Below are 15,578 nucleotides of genomic sequence, written 5' to 3'. Positions count from 1 at the left end.
GTGACCGGCGCGTTCCCCGGCCGATAAGCTGGCCATCCCTTCCCACCCGAACGGCGACGAGGATGTGATGGCCAACAAGCCGACCCGTGGACGGACCGCGTACCAGCAGCTCGCGGACGACCTGCGCACGGATCTGGCGGTCGACCGGTACCCCAAGGGGGTGCGGCTGCCGACCGAGGCGGAGCTGGCCGAGAAGTACCGGGTCAGCCGGCAGACGGTGCGCCGTGCCTTCCATGACCTGGTCGCCGAGGGCCTGGTGTACCGGGTGCCCGGGCGCGGCACGTTCGCCGCGCCGCGCGACGGCCGCTACCTCCGCAGGTTCGGCTCGGTCGACGACCTGATGGGCCTGTCGCTGGACACGACCATGCAGCTGACCGGGCCGCTGCGGCGGCGGGTGGACATCGACGCGGCCGGGCGGCTGCGGCTGGACAGCGACGTGGTGCACACCCTCGCCTTCCGCCGGCTCCACGACGACGTGCCGTTCTGCCATACGACGGTGTGGCTGCCGCCGGACGTCGGGGAGACGCTGGCGGACGTGGCGCAGCTCGCCGAGGCCGGCGCGCGCTCCACCTTCACCATCATCGGCCTGCTGGACGACCGGCTGGACTCGCCCATCACGGAGGCCGAGCAGTCCATCACGGTCGCGCCGGCCCCGGCGGCCGTCGCGGCGGAGCTGGCGTGCGAGCCGGGCCACCCGCTGCTGCGCATCGACCGGCTCTACACCACGTCCGAGGGCCGCCGCGTGGAGCTGGCGATCAGCTACTTCCTGCCGGAGCAGTACTCCTACCGGGTCCGGCTGCGCCGCTGACCCCCGTGTCCCTGCTCTTGTCCGTGCGCCCGCCGGCCGCGCGGCGGGCCGCCACCGTCCTGACGATGCGTACGAGGACGACGGTCGCGGCGGCCAGTGCGCTCGCGACGACCCAGACCGTCAGGGCCGGCCAGGCGTACGCCACCTGCCAGAAGGGCCCGGCCCTGCGCATCGACCAGCCGACCAGGTCGCTGAGGAAGAGGCAGAGGGCGAGGGGCGCGGCGTACGGCAGCAGCCGCAGGGCCGGGCGCCACCAGGGGCGCGCTGCGGCGCGCCGGGCCCAGCGCCGGGAGCGGACCACGCCGAGTGTGCCGAGCCCGAGGACGAGCAGGGTCAGCGCGCCGAGGACGAGGTCGGCGGTCATGGTGAAGGGTTCCTCGTCCGTGGGCTGCCGGCCCTGCGCCAGGTCGGAGAGGCCGCGGGCGATGATCCCGCTGTCCTCGCCGGAGAGGAACCCGGTGTTGCCGGCCACGGCGATGCCGTAGCCGCTGCCGGGCAGCAGGGTCTGGATCGCGGTCCGGGTGAACAGCTGGCCGTTGTGCTGGATCTCGGTGGCCCGTCCCGGCTCCTTCCGCAGCCACCAGCCCATGCCGTAGTCGGTGTGCTCGGTGGCCTTGCCCGGCGTGTGCATCGTCGCGACGGCGCGGGCCGAGACGATGCGCCGGCCGTCCGCCGCCAGCCCGCCGCTGTTCTGCATCATCAGCCAGCGTGCGAGGTCGTCGGCGGTGGTGACGACGCCGAAGCTGCCGGCCACGAAGAGCCGCGGGTGCGGGAGCGCGACCGTCGTGCCGTACGCGCGGACGTGGCCGCGGGCGCGTTCGGGCATGTCGGTGGTGCTGTCGACGGTACGGGTGTGCCGCATGCCGAGCGGGCGGAACACGTGGTCGGTGAGGTAGTCGGCGAACGGCTGACCGCTCACCACCTCCACCAGCCGCGCGGCGACGACGTAGTTGGAGTTGTGGTAGCGCATGCGGGTGCCGGGTGCGGTGGCCAGCCCGGAGTGGCGCATGGCGGCGACGGCGCCGCGCAGGGTGTGCGGCTGGTCGACGGCCATGTCGGGGTAGGTGCTGTCCTCCATGCCGGAGGTCTGGTTGAGCAGCTGCCGGGTGGTGATCCGCCGGGCCCGCTCGTCGTCGAGCCGGAACTCCGGCAGGTAGCGCCGGACGGGCGCGTCCAGATCCACGCGGCCGGCGTCGGCGAGCTGGAGGACGGCGAGGGCGGTGAAGGACTTGGAGACGGAGGCGACCGGGACGCGGCTGCGGGCGGTGAGCCGCGCGCCGCCCGCGGTGTGCCCGTACCCGGCGGTGCGGATGATCCGGTTCCCCTTGGTGACCGCGACCACCGCGCCGGGCAGGCCGGTACGGGCCATGTAGTCGCGTACGTAACGGTCCACGGCGGCCGGGGTGACGGCGGCGGGCGGCGCTGCGGGCGCCGCCGCGGCGGACGGAGCCACGCCCAGCAGCGTCAAGAGGGCCAGGAACAGCGCGGCCGCCCGTCGCCGTACCGCCCATTGCGTCGGATGCTTCGCCGCGACCGGAGAGTTCTTTTCCATGCCCGGTATCCCAGCCGGTCCGGCGTGCTCCGCGCATTGGCGCTGGAGGGAGGGGCGAAGGTAGTGCCCGCACTACCGTCACATGATCGGCACGGCGGTACCGTATGCCGCGTGCGTCCCGAGACCGCCTGGCAGGCTCTCGCGCAGCGCCCGTTGCGGTTCCTGACCTCGGCGTGGCCCTGGCGCTCGCTGGCCTACCTGCTCACCGGCGTCGCGTTCGGCGCGGCCGCGGGCACGGTGCTGGTGCTGCTGACGGTCGCCGGACTGGTGCTGCTCGCCGTCGGGGTGGGCGTGGCCGTCCTGCTGGGCGTGGCGCTGTCGGGGATCCTCGTGGCGCGCGTCGAGCGGTGGCGGCTGCGGCTGGTGGACTCCGACCCGGCGCCCGATCCGCACCGCCCGCCGCCGCGCCCCGGCCGCCGCGCCTGGCTTTCGACGCGGCTGCACGAGCCGGTCACCTGGCGGGAGTTGGGCTTCACGGCGGTGTCGCTGGCCGCGCTGTGGTGGATGGATCTGCTGGTACTGGGCTTCGCGCTGGTGCTGCCGTTCGTCGTCGGCACCTCGCCCCTGGACGACCCGGGCGCCTGGCCCTTCGCGGTCATCGGCCTGTGCATGCTGCCCGCGGCCCCGTACACGCTCACCGCCTGGGCCGGAGCCCGCGCCGCGCTGACCCGCCTGCTGCTGGCCCCGCGCGACCAGGAGCTGACGCGGGTACGGGCGTCCCGGGCGCGGCTGGTGGACGCCTTCGACGCCGAGCGCCGGCGGATCGAGCGGGACCTGCACGACGGCGCCCAGCAGCGGCTGGTGTCGCTGAACGTGCTGCTGGGCCTCGCCCGCCTGGACGCGGCGCCGGGCTCCCCCGTCGAGCGGCAGCTGGCCGACGCGCAGGAGCAGTTGACGCTCGCCGTGCAGGAGCTGCGGGAGCTGAGCCGCGGCGTGCACCCGAAGGCGCTCACCGACCACGGACTCGCGGCCGCTGTGGACAACCTCGCCACCCGGTCGTCCGTGCCGGTCGAGGTAGACATCCGGCTGCCGCACCGCCTGCCGCCCGGCGTGGAGACCACCGCGTACTTCGTCGTCGCCGAGGCGCTGGCCAACGTCGCCAAGCACAGCGGAGCGGGCCGCGCCGAGGTGCGGGCCCGGCTGCGTACGGACACCCTCGTCCTGTCGGTCGGCGACGACGGCACCGGCGGCGCCGATCCGGCCGCCGGGACCGGCCTGACCGGCCTCGCCGACCGGGTCGAGGCCACCGACGGCCGGCTGTGGCTGTCCAGCCCGGCCGGCGGACCAACCCTGATCCATGTGGAGCTGCCGTGCCGCTGAACCCCGCGGGAACACCCCTGCGCGTCGTGCTCGCCGAGGACTCGGCCCTGATGCGGGACGGGGTGGTCGGCGTGCTGACCCGTTTCGGGCATCAGGTGCTCGCGGCGGTCGGGGACGCCGAAGCGCTGGTCACCGCCGTGCACACGCACCGGCCCGACATCGTCGTCAGCGACGTGCGGATGCCGCCGGGCCACGGCGACGACGGGCTGCGGGCCGCCGTGGCGCTGCGCAGGGACCTGCCCGACCTGCCGGTGCTCGTGCTGAGCCAGTACGTCGAGCAGTCCTACGCCACCCACCTGCTGGACCTCGGCGGCGACAGCGGGGTGGGGTACCTGCTGAAGGACCGGATCAGCGCGGTGACGGAGTTCGCCGACGCGGTCACCGCGGTCGCGGCCGGCGGCACGGTCATCGACCCGGAGGTCGTCCGTCAGTTGCTGCGCCGCCGCCAGGACCCGTTGCAGCGGTTGACGCCGCGCGAGCGGGAGGTGCTGGGCCTGATGGCCGAGGGCCGTTCCAACACCGCCATCGCGCGTGGCCTGTTCGTCACCGAGGCCGCCGTCAACAAGCACATCGGCAGCATCCTGCAGAAGCTCGACCTCCCCGTGGACAGCACCGTCCACCGCCGCGTCCTGGCCGTCCTGACGTACCTGCGGGGCTGACAAGATCCGAGGTGCGCCGGACGGCCGGAGGCCTCGTCAGACGCGCGGCGGGCGGTCGTTGAGGATGCGCTGGAAGAGCCGGACGTCCTGCCACTCGCCGTTGATGTGGAGGTACTTGGGCGCGACGCCGTAGGGCTCGAAGCCGCACTTGCGCAGGACGTGCTGCGAGCCGGTGTTGTGCAGCAGCGTGCCCGCTTCGAGGCGGTGCAGCCCGGCCTCGTCGGCGTACCGGACGGCGGCCTCGACGGCCGCGCTCGCCAGCCCCTTGCCGGTGTGGTCGACGTCGATCCAGTAGCCGAGGCTGCCGCTGCAGGACGGGCCGTACCGGATGCCGGAGAGGGTGAGGACGCCGACGATGCGGGGGCCGGACGTCAGCACCCACAGCATCAGCCGGCCCTCGTCCCGCTCCGCCAACTGGCCGAGCAGCCGCTCCCGTTGCCCCTCCAGGGTGTAGAAGTCCGGCTCCCGCAGCGGGTCCCAGGGGCGCAGGTGCTCACGGTTGTGCGAGTACGCCGCGAGCAGCCCTTCGGCGTCGTCGGCGACGGCCGGGCGCAGCACGACGCCGCCCGGCAGAACACAGGGGTCACTGGCCATGCCCGGCACAGTAACTCCGCGGTGTGTCAAGCGGGATCACCCTGCACGGAGGTGCCGAGGACGGTGGCGGTGTGGGCCGCCAGCTGCGCGCGGAGGGTGTCGCGCGGTACGCCCTCCGGGCCGGCCAGGTGCTCGACGAGGTCGGCGCGTACGGCGGCGAGCAGGGCGTGGGCGGTGAAGCCGGCAGTGGGCAGCCCCGGGAGCTGTTCCAGCATGTCCCGGAGCAGGGCGTGCCAGCGCGCGTAGTGGCCCGCGTCGTACGGGCTCGCGCTGCCGGTGCCTTCCAGGGCCAGCGCGAGGCGGCGGTTGTCGAGCTTGAAGCAGAGGAGCGCGTCGAGCAGCGCGGGCACCCGGTCGCGCGGCGGGGTGTCCGGCCCCAGGGGCGGCGGGCCCGCCTCGACGGCTTCCTCGATGGGCTGGAGCCGTGCGGCGTACAGCTCCCGGATCAGGCCGGTGCGGTCGCCGAACGCCCGGAAGAGGGTGCCCTTGCCGACGCCGGCCGCCGTCGCGACGTCGGCCATGGTGACGTCGTCGGGGCTGTCGCAGCGGGTGAAGAGGGTGTCGGCGGCCGCGAGGACGGCCGCCCGGTTGCGGGCTGCGTCCTTGCGGGGCTTGCGGTCGGGCACGCGGCGTCTCCTTTACAAAGCGGACCACGGGTCCGTATATTTTTCGAAGCGGACCCAGGGTCCGCATTCTATGGGAAGAGAGGACACCCATGCCCGCACACACCGCACCGGAAGAGCTGTTCCGCCACGGCCTTCGCCTCCTGCTCGACAAGGACATCCCCGGGTGGGTCGGCCTGTGGGCCGAGGACGGCGTCATGGAGTTCCCGTTCGCACCCGACGGGTGGCCCCGGCGGCTGGAGGGCAGGGACGCCGTCGCCGCCTACATGCGCGGCTATCCCGACCACATCGACCTGCACGACATCCCCGAGCTGCGGATCCACCGGACCGAGGACCCGGAGACCATCGTGGCCGAGATGCGCGGCGTGGGCCGCCTGGTACGGACCGGCGCGCCGTACGACATGACGTACATCGCCGTCGTGACCGTCCGGGAGGGGCGCATCGCCTCCTACCGCGACTACTGGAACCCGCTCGCCGTGCTCGAATCCGGCGCCGACTTCGCCGGGAGCACCCGATGAGCACGGCCGGCACCACCCTGGTCATCGGCGCCACCGGCACCACCGGCAGCCGTACCGCGGCACGGCTGTCCGCGGCGGGCCACCGCGTCAGGGCGGCGAGCCGGCGCGGCACCCCGGTGCCGGGCGCCGAGCCCGTCCGCTTCGACTGGTACGACCCGGCCACGCACGGCGCGGCGCTCGCCGGGGCCGACCGCCTCTACCTCGTACCGCCGGTGGGCGACCCCGACCCGGCCGCGGTCATGCTGCCCTTCCTGCGGCAGGCGCGCGCCGCCGGGGTGCGCCGTGCGGTGCTGCTCAGCTCCTCGGCCATCCCCGAGGGCGGTCCCGCGGTGGGGGCCGTGCACCGGGAGCTGCCCGGCCTGTTCGAGGAGTGGGCGGTGCTGCGGCCGTCCTGGTTCATGCAGAACTTCCTGGGCGGTCATGTGCACGCCGAGAGCATCCGGGAGCACGGCACCCTCCTGAGCGCCACGGGGAACGGCCGCGTGGGCTTCGTGGACGCCGACGACATCGCCGCCGTCGCCGTGCGTGCCCTGACCGACGAGCGGGCGCCCGGTACCGACCTGGTCCTCACCGGCCCCGAGGCGCTCGGCTACGACGACATCGCGGCCATCATGACCGAGGTCAGCGGCCGGCCCGTGGTCCACCGCTCGCTGACCCAGGACGAGCTCCGCGCCCACCTGGCGAAGGAGCTGCCGGCCGAGTTCGCCGCGCTGCTGGCCGGCCTGGACCGGGCCATCGCCGACGGAGCCGAGGACCGTACCACCGACACCGTGCGACGCCTCACCGGCCGCCCGCCCCACGACTTCCGCTCGGTGGCGGAACGGGAAGGGACGAGCGGCCGGTGACGTACCGTCAGGTACTTCAGGCGAGCGGGACGTCCAGCATCGCCTTGCGGTGGCTGAACGTGGCGATGGAGTGCGGACCGTGGTACGCGCCCATGCCGCTCTCGCCGACCCCGCCGAACGGCAGGTCGGGGATGCGGAGGTGAGCCATCGGCATGCCGAAGCCCAGGCCGCCCGAGGAGGTCTCGGTGGCCAGCCGGCGACGGGTGGCCTCGTTCTCGGTGAAGCCGTAGAGGGCCAGCGGCTTGTCGCGGTCGTTGATGAACGCGATCGCCTCGTCCAGGTCCTCGACCTCGACGATCGGCAGCACCGGGCCGAAGATCTCCTCCTGCATGACCGGGGAGTCGGGGGTGACGTCGGCCAGCACGGTCGGCGCGATGTACTTCTGCTCCCGGTCGTGGCCGCCGCCGGTGACGGTCCGGCCCGAGCCGAGGAGGCCCGTGAGCCGGTCGAAGTGGCGGTGGTTGATGATCCGGCCGTACGCGGTCGAGGCCGCCGGGTCGGTGCCGTACAGCTCCTCGATCGCCTCGGCGAGCGCGCCCTGCAGGGCCTTGGAGGTCTCCGGGTCGGTCAGCACGTAGTCGGGCGCCACGCAGGTCTGGCCGGCGTTCTGGAACTTGGCGCGGGCCAGCCGCTGCGCCGTGCGCGTCACGTCCGCGTCCCGGTCGACGAACGCCGGTGACTTGCCACCCAGTTCGAGGGTGACGGGCGTGAGGTGCTCGGCGGCGGCCCGCATCACGATCCGGCCGACCGTGCCGTTGCCGGTGTAGAAGATGTGGTCGAAACGCTGGGCGAGCAGCTCGGTGGTCTCCGGCACGCCGCCCTCGACGACGGCGACCGCGTCGGTGTCGAGGTACTCCGGCAGCAGCCGCGCGAGCAGCGCCGAGGTGGCCGGGGCCAGCTCGCTGGGCTTGGCGACGACGGTGTTGCCCGCCGCGAGCGCGCCCGCGAGGGGCACGAGCAGCAGCTGGGCCGGATAGTTCCAGGGCGCGATGACCAGGACGACGCCGAGCGGGTCGTACCGGGTGCCCGCCGTGCTGCCCGCCGGGAAGCCCTCGGCGGACAGGGCGACCGGCTTGGGCCGCAGCCACTCCTCCAGGTGCTCCAGGGTGTGGTCGATCTCCCGGATCGGGAAGTCCACCTCGGCGGCGAAGGCCTCGGCCTCGCTCTTGCCCAGGTCCGCGTGGAGCGCGGCGGCGAGGTCCGCGCGGCGCTCGGTGAGCAGCGTCCGCAGCTTCCACAGCTGCTGCGCGCGCCACTCCAGCGAGCGGGTGCGGCCGCCGCGGAAGGTGGCACGCAGCCGGGCGACGAGGTCGGCGGGTGCCTCGGCGGCCACGGCAGCGGTGACTGCGGGCGCTTCGGCGGTGGTGGCGGGTGAGCCGGTCATGCGGTGCTCGATTCGTTCGAGGTGGTGCGTGCGATCGTCCATGCACAGCGTCGGAGTGGAAGCATTCATTCCGCCTGGCCTTGAAACGACCCGCGATCAGCCCAGGGCCCTGGCCACCTCGACGGCCAGCGGCGCCGAGGAGTCGGGGTTCTGGCCGGTGTAAAGGTTCCGGTCCGTGATGACGTGCGGCGCCCACGGCTCGCCCGCGCGGAAGTCCGTACCGAGCTCCACCAGGCGGTCCTGGAGCAGCCACGGCGCCTTGTCCGCGAAGCCGGCCTGTGCCTCCTCCTCGTTGGTGAAGGCGGTGAGGCGGTACCCGGCGAACGGCGAGCTCCCGTCGGCGCCGCGCGTGGCGAGCAGCGCGGCCGGGCCGTGGCAGACGATGCCCAGCGGCTTGCCCGACGCCAGCGCCTCGGTGAGCACCCGACCCGAGGCCTCGTTCGTCGCCAGGTCCTCCATCGGGCCGTGTCCGCCGGGGTAGAAGACGGCCGCGTAGCCCGCCACGTCGACCTGCTCCAGCTTGATCGGGCTGCGCAGCGGGTCCATGGACTGCAGCGCGGCGGCGACCGCGTCCGCGCCCTCCTGGCCGCCGTTGGACTCCGGCGCCAGGCTGGCCGCGTCCGGCGTCGGCAGCACGCCGCCGGGCGTGGCGACCACGACCTCGTGTCCGGCCTCGGTGAAGACCCGGTACGGGGCCACCACCTCCTCGCCCCAGAAGCCGGTGGGATGCCGGGTGCCGTCGGCCAGCGTCCAGTGGTCGGCGCCGGTCAGTACGAAAAGGATCTTCGCCATGTCGGTCCTCCGGTTCCTTCGTTTCCACCGCGGGGGTGCCTGCTGCCCCGAACGTAACGGCTGCGCGCGGTCCGCGCCGTCCAGCACGCCGGGGTCTCGGGCGCTCGCGTGCCCGGCCGTCCGCCGGCTATGCCTGCTCCACCCGGCCGGCGCGCTCCGCAGGCGGCCCGGCCGGTGATTCGCCCGCCTTCTCCGGGTCCGGCGCGTCCTCCCGCCTCGGCTTCGGCGCGTCCTCCCGCTCCCGGTCCATCTCGCGCCACTCGCGGCGCAGTCCCGCGAGGTTGGTGGCGAGGAAGTACGCCGCTCCGCCCACCGCGAGGACCGGCACCAGCCCGGCCCAGGCCACCGCGGCGCCGGCCACCAGGCCGCCGAGCGGAATACCGGCCCAGGCCAGCGAGTCGCCGAGGGCGCCCACCCGGCCGAGCAGCCGGCGCGGTATTCGCTCCCAGACGACCGCGCCCAGGATGGGGTTCAGGAAGCCGGCGCCGAAGCCGGAGACCGCGTGGACGGCCACCACCGCCCACACCGGTACGTCCAGCGCCAGGATCACGAAGCGGGGCGCGCCGGACAGCAGGAAGCCGGCGAAGAAGAGCAGCCGCCGGCGCATCCGGTGCGCCACGACCGCGGCGACCAGGCTGCCGGCCACCGCCGCCAGCCCCGCGGCGGCCGTCACCGAGCCGACGGCGGACGGGCCGTGGCCGGTCTCCCTGGCCCAGATCGGCAGCAGTACGGAGATGCGGGCCGCGTCGAGGAAGTTGGTGAAGCCGACGGTACAGATGATGGTGAGCAGCAGCGGCTGGCCGCGGAGGTAGGCGAAGCCTTCGGCGAACCGGCGCCAGTACCCGGGCTGCGGCTCGCCGGCCGCCGCGCCCGCGGCGTCGTCGGCGCGCCCCATTCCGCGCGGCAGCGCCAGAGCGACGATCACCGACCCGAGGGCGAACGTCGCGGCGTTGACGAGCAGTCCGGCCAGCGGCCCGAGCACGGCGACCAGCACACCGCCGGCGCCGGGGCCGACCGTGGAGGCGAGCCGTTCGACGACGCCGAGCAGGCCGGTGGCCCGCTCGATGGGGACCGCCGAGCGCGCCGCCGCCTCCGGGATCATGACCTCCTTGGCCAGGTCGCCCGGGCCGCGGGCCGCACCGATCACGGCGACCATGACGAGCAGCAGCCGGAAGTCCAGCAGCCCGAGCGCGTGCAGCGCCGGCACGGCGGCGACCACCAGCGCGCTGACCACGTCCGTCGACCACGAGATCACCCGCGCCCCGGCCCGGTCCACCAGCGGCCCGGTCAGCGCCTTGATCAGGACGTACGGCGCCATTTCACAGAACGCCACCAGCCCGGTCTGCGCCGCACTGCCCGTCGTGACCAGGACGAACCAGGGCAGCGCGATGGCCGAAACCCGGGTGCCGGTCTGCGAGACGGCCACCGCCGCCAGCAGCCCCGCCAGCGGGCGCATCCTGGCCGGCGGCCCCGCCCGCCACCCGCTCGGTATCCGTCTGCCGCCGGCCGGCCGCACTGCCATGACCGCTCTCATGTCGTCCGTCCCGTTCCCCTCCGCGCGCCGTCACGCGCCCCCACAGCCCTGGTGTCTTCCGGTTTCCTATACCGCCCGCCGCGCCCGGGCGGCAGTGCTCGCTCCTCGCGTCCTCCCCCACTCCGGGGGCCGATGCGCACGAGGATCCGGGTATGGCTGATACCTCTCGCTCCGGCACCGCCGCCCTGCGGATCGGCGAGGCGCTGCTGCGCCGGTTCTCCGTCCACGGGCCGGACCGGGCGGCCCCGTCACGGTGTCCGGTAGCCTGAAATTGATTGCATAGCCCACTTACGTACGTGCCGTACGGGCGGCGCGCCGCACGGCAGGCGCCGTGCGGCGCCCGCCCACGCCCTTGTTCGGAGCTCCTCCATGCGCCTGCTGCTGATCCGTCACGGTCAGACCTCGTCCAACGTCGGCCACTTGCTGGACACCGCCGCTCCCGGGCCCGGCCTGACCGAACTGGGCGAACAGCAGGCGGCGGCGCTGCCGGAGCGGTTGGCCGACGAGAAGATCGACGCGCTCTACGCCTCCACGCTGGTGCGGACGCAGCTGACCGCGGCGCCGCTGGCGCGGGCCCGCGGCCTGGAGGTGGTGATCCGCGACGGCATCCGTGAGATCGCCGCCGGCGACCTGGAGATGCGCGGCGACGCGGCCTCCAACGACCAGTACCAGCGCGTGGCGTTCTCCTGGCCGGCGGGGAAGCCGGAGCTGCGGATGCCCGGCGGGGAGAACGGCGTGGAGATGCTGGCGCGTTACGACGCGGTGATCGAGGAGATCGCCGCGTCCGGTGTGGCGGCGGCCGCGGTGGTCAGCCACGGTGCGGCGATCCGTACCTGGTCGGCGGCGCGCGCCCACAACCTGGACGCGGACTGGGCCATCGCCCACCCGCTCCCGAACACCGCGGTCGTCGTCCTGGAGGGCACGCCCGCCACCGGCTGGACGGCGGTGACCTGGTCGGACCTGGAGCTGCCGCGCACGGAGCCGCAGCCCGGCCGCTGAGCCCGCACCGACGCAACCGCGCTCCCCCGCGCCGGCGGGGGAGCCGCCGGCGCTCACGTGAACAGGGTGTCGCCGAGCCAGAGGAGCAGTGCGCAGGCGGCGGCCAGGGCCACCATGAGGAGGGCGAACTCGACCCACGCGGCGACGGGAACGCGCGGCGGGGGAACCGGCCTGGCGGGAACGACCGGACAGCACTTCGAGCAGTGCGGTGGCACCGATACGGCCATGGCGCACAGGATCCTGCGTACCGAGGTACCGCACAAGGGGCGCGAAAGGTGTCTTCGGCGCTCGTAGGCACACTCCGGGCCATGCTGCGCTACGAGGGACCCCGATTGGGGGGTTTCAACGATAAATCACCCATTTGCGGCTTTCTTGGGCTTGATACGTACTGTGAGGCTGGAAGGACTCACGGTGACCGTCCCCACGACCCAGGAGAGCATCACCATGGTTCTGTCCGTCTCCGGCGTTGTCCTGCTCGGCATCATCGTCTTCCTGTTCTTCCGCAAGGACGGGCTGAAGGTCACCCACGCCCTCGTCTGCGCGCTGTTCGGCTTCTACCTCGCGGGCACCGCCATCGCCCCCGGCATCAAGGCCGGCGGCGCCAGACTCGCCGGTCTGATCAGCGGGTTGAACGTCTGAGAGCCGTGCCGCGCGAGCCGTCACGCACCCACCCTCCAGGAGACCTTCCGTGCCCCGGCGTCCACTGCCCAGCATCCTGAGCAACCGCGTTCCCCTCGCCCGCGGCCGCGACTTCGCGCGGACCGCGGCCGACGGCGCCTCCGACGTGTTCCACCCGCTGTTCGTCATCGGCCGCGGCCTGCGCCGGCTGGTCGGGGCCGGCCGGCAGCGGTGGTCGGCGACGCCCCGGGACCGCCGCGGCCCGGCGCTGTGCATGATCGCCATGGGCCTCGCATCGCTCGCCCTCGTGCCGTACGGGCCGCTGCTCGCCCTCATCTCGCTGATGGCGGCGGCGGCCTGGGCGGGCCGCGAACGGCGGCCGGCGGACGACGGGCCCTCCGAGTCCGAGGCCGGGCGACTGCGGGCGCTGTACGAGGCGCTGGTGCCCTACCTCAGCTTCGAGGGCGACCCCAGCCCCCTGTACGTGCACGAGGGCGACTGGACCGCCGCCTTCTCGGAGTACGAGTTCGACGACGACGGGCGGCTGTCCCGCCTCCTCATGAAGTACCCGGTGTACTTCACCGATGCCGAGGCCCCGTCCCGCGCCCGCATCGAACAGGTCCTGCTCGCCAAGTCCGGGCGGGGCCGGGAGTACCACTTCGCGTGGGACCAGGAGGCCAATCAGCTCCTCCTGACCGTGCTGCCCGCGCTGCCGACCGACATCGCGGCACAGCGGTTCGTGACCGCACCGGGCGAGACCGTCCTCGGCTTCACCGACGCGGGCGCCGTCCAGCGCACCGTGCCGGTAGCGGGCGCCACCGCGGAGACGGACCCCCGGGACGTCCCCCCGGTGGTCTGGCGGACCGGGCCGCGCTCCACCGAGTCCCACCTGCTCGCCCTCGGCCGCCCCGGCAGTGGCACCACGACCCTGCTGCGCTCCGTGGCGCTCCAGGCGCTCGCCCACGGCGACGTCCTGGTCATCGACGGCAGCGGCAGCGGCGAGTACGCCTTCCTGCTGGGCCGGCCCGGCGTGCTCGGCGTGGAGTGCGGGCTCAGCGGCACGCTCGCCACGCTGGAATGGGCGGCCCGTGAGACGGAGCGGCGGCTGATCGCCGCCAACCGCGCGCGGCAGGCCGGGCTCGCCGTCCCCGACGACATCCGCCAGCCCCTGTGGATCATCATCGACCGGCCGGCCACCCTGACCCATCTCGCCGCCGCCGAGGGCCGCGAGGACCCCCAGCGCCTCCTCCAGGTCCCGCTGCGCCACGGGCGCGCGGCGAGCGTCACGGTGGCCGTCGCCGAGCAGTTCGAGGGCGCGGAGCTGCTGAGCGACCCGGTACGGGCCCACACCCGCGCCCGCGTCGTCCTCGGGCCCACCTCTCCGGAGGACGTACGCGCCGTCCTGGGCGCGACCCCGGAGACCACGCCCGCCGACCAGGTGCCGCCGGGACGCGGCTACGCCCGCCTCGGGTCGGGCCCCGTCCTCCGCCTCCAGGTGCCCGCCACGCCGGACCCGTTCGACGACGCGACCAGCGAGTACCACCGGCAGGCCGTACTGGCGCTGCTGCCGGAGCGCTCGGCGCAGCTCGGCTCCGTCCCCGCGGCCGCCGACCCGTCCGCCGACCCGGACTTCGGGTTCGAGTACCGGACCGGCACCGCCCCCGAGACGGTGTAGCCACTGCCCTTCGGGGCACCCCGCCTCCGGGCGGCCACCGGTGACGCGCTCCACCGGTGGCCGCCCGGACCCTTTCGGGGGCCGCGAAGCTCAGGCCACGAAGGGGGCAACCGGTCAGGCCACGAAGGAGTGCACCGGGCCGGTGTCCAGGGACTGGCCCGTGGCCACGAGGTGGGCTGCGCCGGCCAGCCGGGCGGCGGCCTGGTCGGCCACCGCGCCACTGACGGTGAACGGCAGCCGCACGAAGCCCTCGAAAGCGCCGTCCACGCCGAAGCGCGGGCCCGACGGGACGCGCACGCCCAGCCGCTCCCCCGCCTCCGCGATGCGCGAGCCGGACAGGCCGCCCGTACGCGCCCAGAGGGTGAGGCCGCCGTGGGGGACGCTGAACTCCCAGTCGGGCAGATGGCGCCGGACCGCTTCGACGATCGCGTCCCGGTTCTCGCGCGCCTGCTTCCGGCGGATCCCGACCGCCTCCGACCAGCCGCCGCCCTCCAGCAGCGAGACGATCGCGAGCTGTTCGAGGACCGGCGAGCCGAGGTCCGCGTAGGCGCGGGCCGCGACCAGGCTGCGGATGATGTCGGGCGCGGCGCGTACCCATCCGATGCGCATGCCCGCCCAGAACGCCTTGCTCGCCGAGCCGACCGTGATCACCGAACTGCCCGACGGGTCGAACGAGCAGAGCGAGGACGGCACTTCGATGCCGGGGTCGAGGCACAGCTCGGTCATCGTCTCGTCGACGACCAGGACCGTGCCGGCCGAGCGGGCCGCGGCGACCAGCCCGCGCCGCTGCTCCTCCGTGGCGAGCGACCCCGTGGGGTTGTGGAAGTCGGCGACGACGTACGCCATACGAGGCGCGGCGTCCCGCAGCACCTGGCGCCAGGCCGGCACGTCCCAGCCGCCGAGCCCCTCGGCCAGTGCGACGGGCACGAGCCGGGCTCCGGCGTCCCGCATCAGCTGCAGGATGTTGGCGTACGAGGGCGAGTCGACGGCCACCCGCTCCCCGGGGCGGGTGATCAGCCGGCAGATCGCGGCCACCGCGCCCATCGCGCCGGTGGTGACCATGATCTGCTCGGGCATCGTCGGGATGCCGCGGGCGGTGTAGCGGTCGGCGAGCGCCTGCCGCAGCGCGGGCAGCCCGGCCGGGTAGTCGCCGTGCGTGTGGGCGTAGAGCGGCAGTTCCGCCATGGCGCCCTGGACGGCGCGGGTGAGCCAGGGTTCGGGCGCGGGCAGTGCGGCGCAGCCCAGGTCGATCATCGAGCCGGCGGCCTCCGGGGGCAGCGGTTCGAGCCCCCGAGTGGGCAGCGGGTTGCCGGCCGGTACGGCGGTCCAGCTGCCCGAGCCGCGCCGGGACTCCAGGAAGCCCTCGGCGCGCAGCGCTTCGTAGGCCGCGGCGACCGTGGTCCGGCTGACCGACAGCGCGGCGGCCAGCTCGCGTTCGGCGGGCAGCCGGGCCGCCACGGGGACGCGCCCCTCCAGCACCAGAAGGCGGACGCCGTCGGCGAGGGTCCGGTAGGCGGGTATGCGGCGGCCGCCGACCGCCGCCGCGGCGGCGCGGTCGTCCTGCGACCGCACCAGGCGGGCGAGTTGAGTCGCGCCCACCGCTGAAGTCCACTGCGCCATCTCGACCAGTCCACCCTTCCAGAATTGGCCCTGGTAC

The 15,578-nt window shown here is 74.3% G+C and carries 16 protein-coding genes; 8 read left to right on the top strand and 8 right to left on the bottom strand.

Translation table 11 applies throughout. The features are described 5' to 3' along the window. Window positions 1-67 precede the first annotated feature (67 nt). A complete protein-coding gene (locus IF20_RS13840; RefSeq protein ID WP_052865422.1) occupies window positions 68-808 on the top strand; it encodes a GntR family transcriptional regulator in 741 nt (246 codons plus the stop codon). Here the strand turns inward: IF20_RS13840 and IF20_RS13835 are convergent. Next, window positions 756-2,360, bottom strand: coding sequence for a serine hydrolase domain-containing protein (locus IF20_RS13835; protein WP_110944145.1), 1,605 nt, complete (start codon window positions 2,358-2,360; stop codon window positions 756-758). The genes IF20_RS13840 and IF20_RS13835 overlap by 53 nt on opposite strands. Before the next feature lie 111 nt (window positions 2,361-2,471). On the opposite strand from IF20_RS13835, the gene IF20_RS13830 reads away from it, so the two are divergent. Together IF20_RS13830 and IF20_RS13825 are read left to right on the top strand one after the other, a co-directional pair. Next, window positions 2,472-3,680 (top strand): sensor histidine kinase, encoded by a 1,209-nt coding sequence (locus IF20_RS13830; RefSeq protein WP_052865421.1) that lies wholly within the window; start codon window positions 2,472-2,474, stop codon window positions 3,678-3,680. Continuing rightward, complete coding sequence (locus tag IF20_RS13825) at window positions 3,671-4,339, top strand: response regulator (protein ID WP_407702491.1); 669 nt, start codon at window positions 3,671-3,673, stop codon at window positions 4,337-4,339. The genes IF20_RS13830 and IF20_RS13825 overlap by 10 nt, the downstream gene beginning before the upstream one ends. 36 nt (window positions 4,340-4,375) lie before the next feature. Here the strand turns inward: IF20_RS13825 and IF20_RS13820 are convergent, their stop codons facing one another. Together IF20_RS13820 and IF20_RS13815 are read right to left on the bottom strand one after the other, a co-directional pair. Next, on the bottom strand, window positions 4,376-4,933 hold the full coding sequence (locus IF20_RS13820; RefSeq protein WP_052865420.1) for a GNAT family N-acetyltransferase: 558 nt from the start codon (window positions 4,931-4,933) through the stop codon (window positions 4,376-4,378). Window positions 4,934-4,959: 26 nt separating this feature from the next. Further along, the gene (locus IF20_RS13815) at window positions 4,960-5,559 is read right to left on the bottom strand and encodes a TetR/AcrR family transcriptional regulator (protein ID WP_052865419.1); all 600 of its coding nucleotides are present in this window, start codon (window positions 5,557-5,559) and stop codon (window positions 4,960-4,962) included. An 89-nt stretch (window positions 5,560-5,648) separates the two neighbouring features. Between IF20_RS13815 and IF20_RS13810 the strand changes: the two genes are divergently transcribed. Both IF20_RS13810 and IF20_RS13805 read left to right on the top strand, forming a co-directional pair. After that, window positions 5,649-6,074 carry a nuclear transport factor 2 family protein gene (locus IF20_RS13810; RefSeq protein ID WP_052865418.1) on the top strand — a complete coding sequence of 142 codons (426 nt, stop codon included), beginning with the start codon at window positions 5,649-5,651 and terminating at the stop codon, window positions 6,072-6,074. Then, window positions 6,071-6,919, top strand: a complete 849-nt coding sequence (locus IF20_RS13805) for an NAD(P)H-binding protein (protein WP_052865417.1) — start codon at window positions 6,071-6,073, stop codon at window positions 6,917-6,919. The genes IF20_RS13810 and IF20_RS13805 overlap by 4 nt, the downstream gene beginning before the upstream one ends. Before the next feature lie 16 nt (window positions 6,920-6,935). Here the strand turns inward: IF20_RS13805 and IF20_RS13800 are convergent, their stop codons facing one another. From IF20_RS13800 to IF20_RS13790, 3 genes are all read right to left on the bottom strand, one after another. Continuing rightward, entirely contained in the window at window positions 6,936-8,303 is a 1,368-nt protein-coding gene (locus IF20_RS13800) for an aldehyde dehydrogenase family protein (protein WP_052865536.1), read from the bottom strand. A gap of 96 nt (window positions 8,304-8,399) precedes the next feature. Further along, entirely contained in the window at window positions 8,400-9,095 is a 696-nt protein-coding gene (locus tag IF20_RS13795; RefSeq protein WP_052865416.1) for a type 1 glutamine amidotransferase domain-containing protein, read from the bottom strand. Window positions 9,096-9,222: 127 nt separating this feature from the next. After that, the gene (locus IF20_RS13790) at window positions 9,223-10,551 is read right to left on the bottom strand and encodes an MFS transporter (RefSeq protein WP_234426650.1); all 1,329 of its coding nucleotides are present in this window, start codon (window positions 10,549-10,551) and stop codon (window positions 9,223-9,225) included. Window positions 10,552-10,998: 447 nt separating this feature from the next. Here IF20_RS13790 and IF20_RS13785 point away from each other — a divergent pair, with 447 nt between their 5' ends. Continuing rightward, on the top strand, window positions 10,999-11,628 hold the full coding sequence (locus IF20_RS13785; protein ID WP_052865415.1) for a histidine phosphatase family protein: 630 nt from the start codon (window positions 10,999-11,001) through the stop codon (window positions 11,626-11,628). A 53-nt stretch (window positions 11,629-11,681) separates the two neighbouring features. Here the strand turns inward: IF20_RS13785 and IF20_RS39155 are convergent, their stop codons facing one another. Next, window positions 11,682-11,855, bottom strand: coding sequence for a hypothetical protein (locus tag IF20_RS39155; RefSeq protein ID WP_199896593.1), 174 nt, complete (start codon window positions 11,853-11,855; stop codon window positions 11,682-11,684). Between the two features lie 217 nt (window positions 11,856-12,072). On the opposite strand from IF20_RS39155, the gene IF20_RS13780 reads away from it, so the two are divergent. Beyond that, the gene (locus IF20_RS13780) at window positions 12,073-12,267 is read left to right on the top strand and encodes a hypothetical protein (RefSeq protein WP_030608576.1); all 195 of its coding nucleotides are present in this window, start codon (window positions 12,073-12,075) and stop codon (window positions 12,265-12,267) included. Between the two features lie 49 nt (window positions 12,268-12,316). After that, a complete protein-coding gene (locus IF20_RS13775) occupies window positions 12,317-13,921 on the top strand; it encodes a hypothetical protein (protein ID WP_234426646.1) in 1,605 nt (534 codons plus the stop codon). 114 nt (window positions 13,922-14,035) lie between these two features. Here IF20_RS13775 and IF20_RS13770 read toward each other — a convergent pair whose 3' ends face one another. After that, complete coding sequence (locus IF20_RS13770; RefSeq protein ID WP_052865535.1) at window positions 14,036-15,541, bottom strand: SCO1417 family PLP biosynthesis transcription factor; 1,506 nt, start codon at window positions 15,539-15,541, stop codon at window positions 14,036-14,038. Window positions 15,542-15,578: the final 37 nt, after the last annotated feature.

It is taken from the genome of Streptomyces niger (assembly GCF_000718305.1).
GTDB classification, from domain to species: Bacteria; Actinomycetota; Actinomycetes; order Streptomycetales; family Streptomycetaceae; genus Streptomyces; species Streptomyces niger.
Note: the sequence above shows the minus strand (reverse complement) of the source record. Positions and strands in the feature narration are given on the sequence as shown.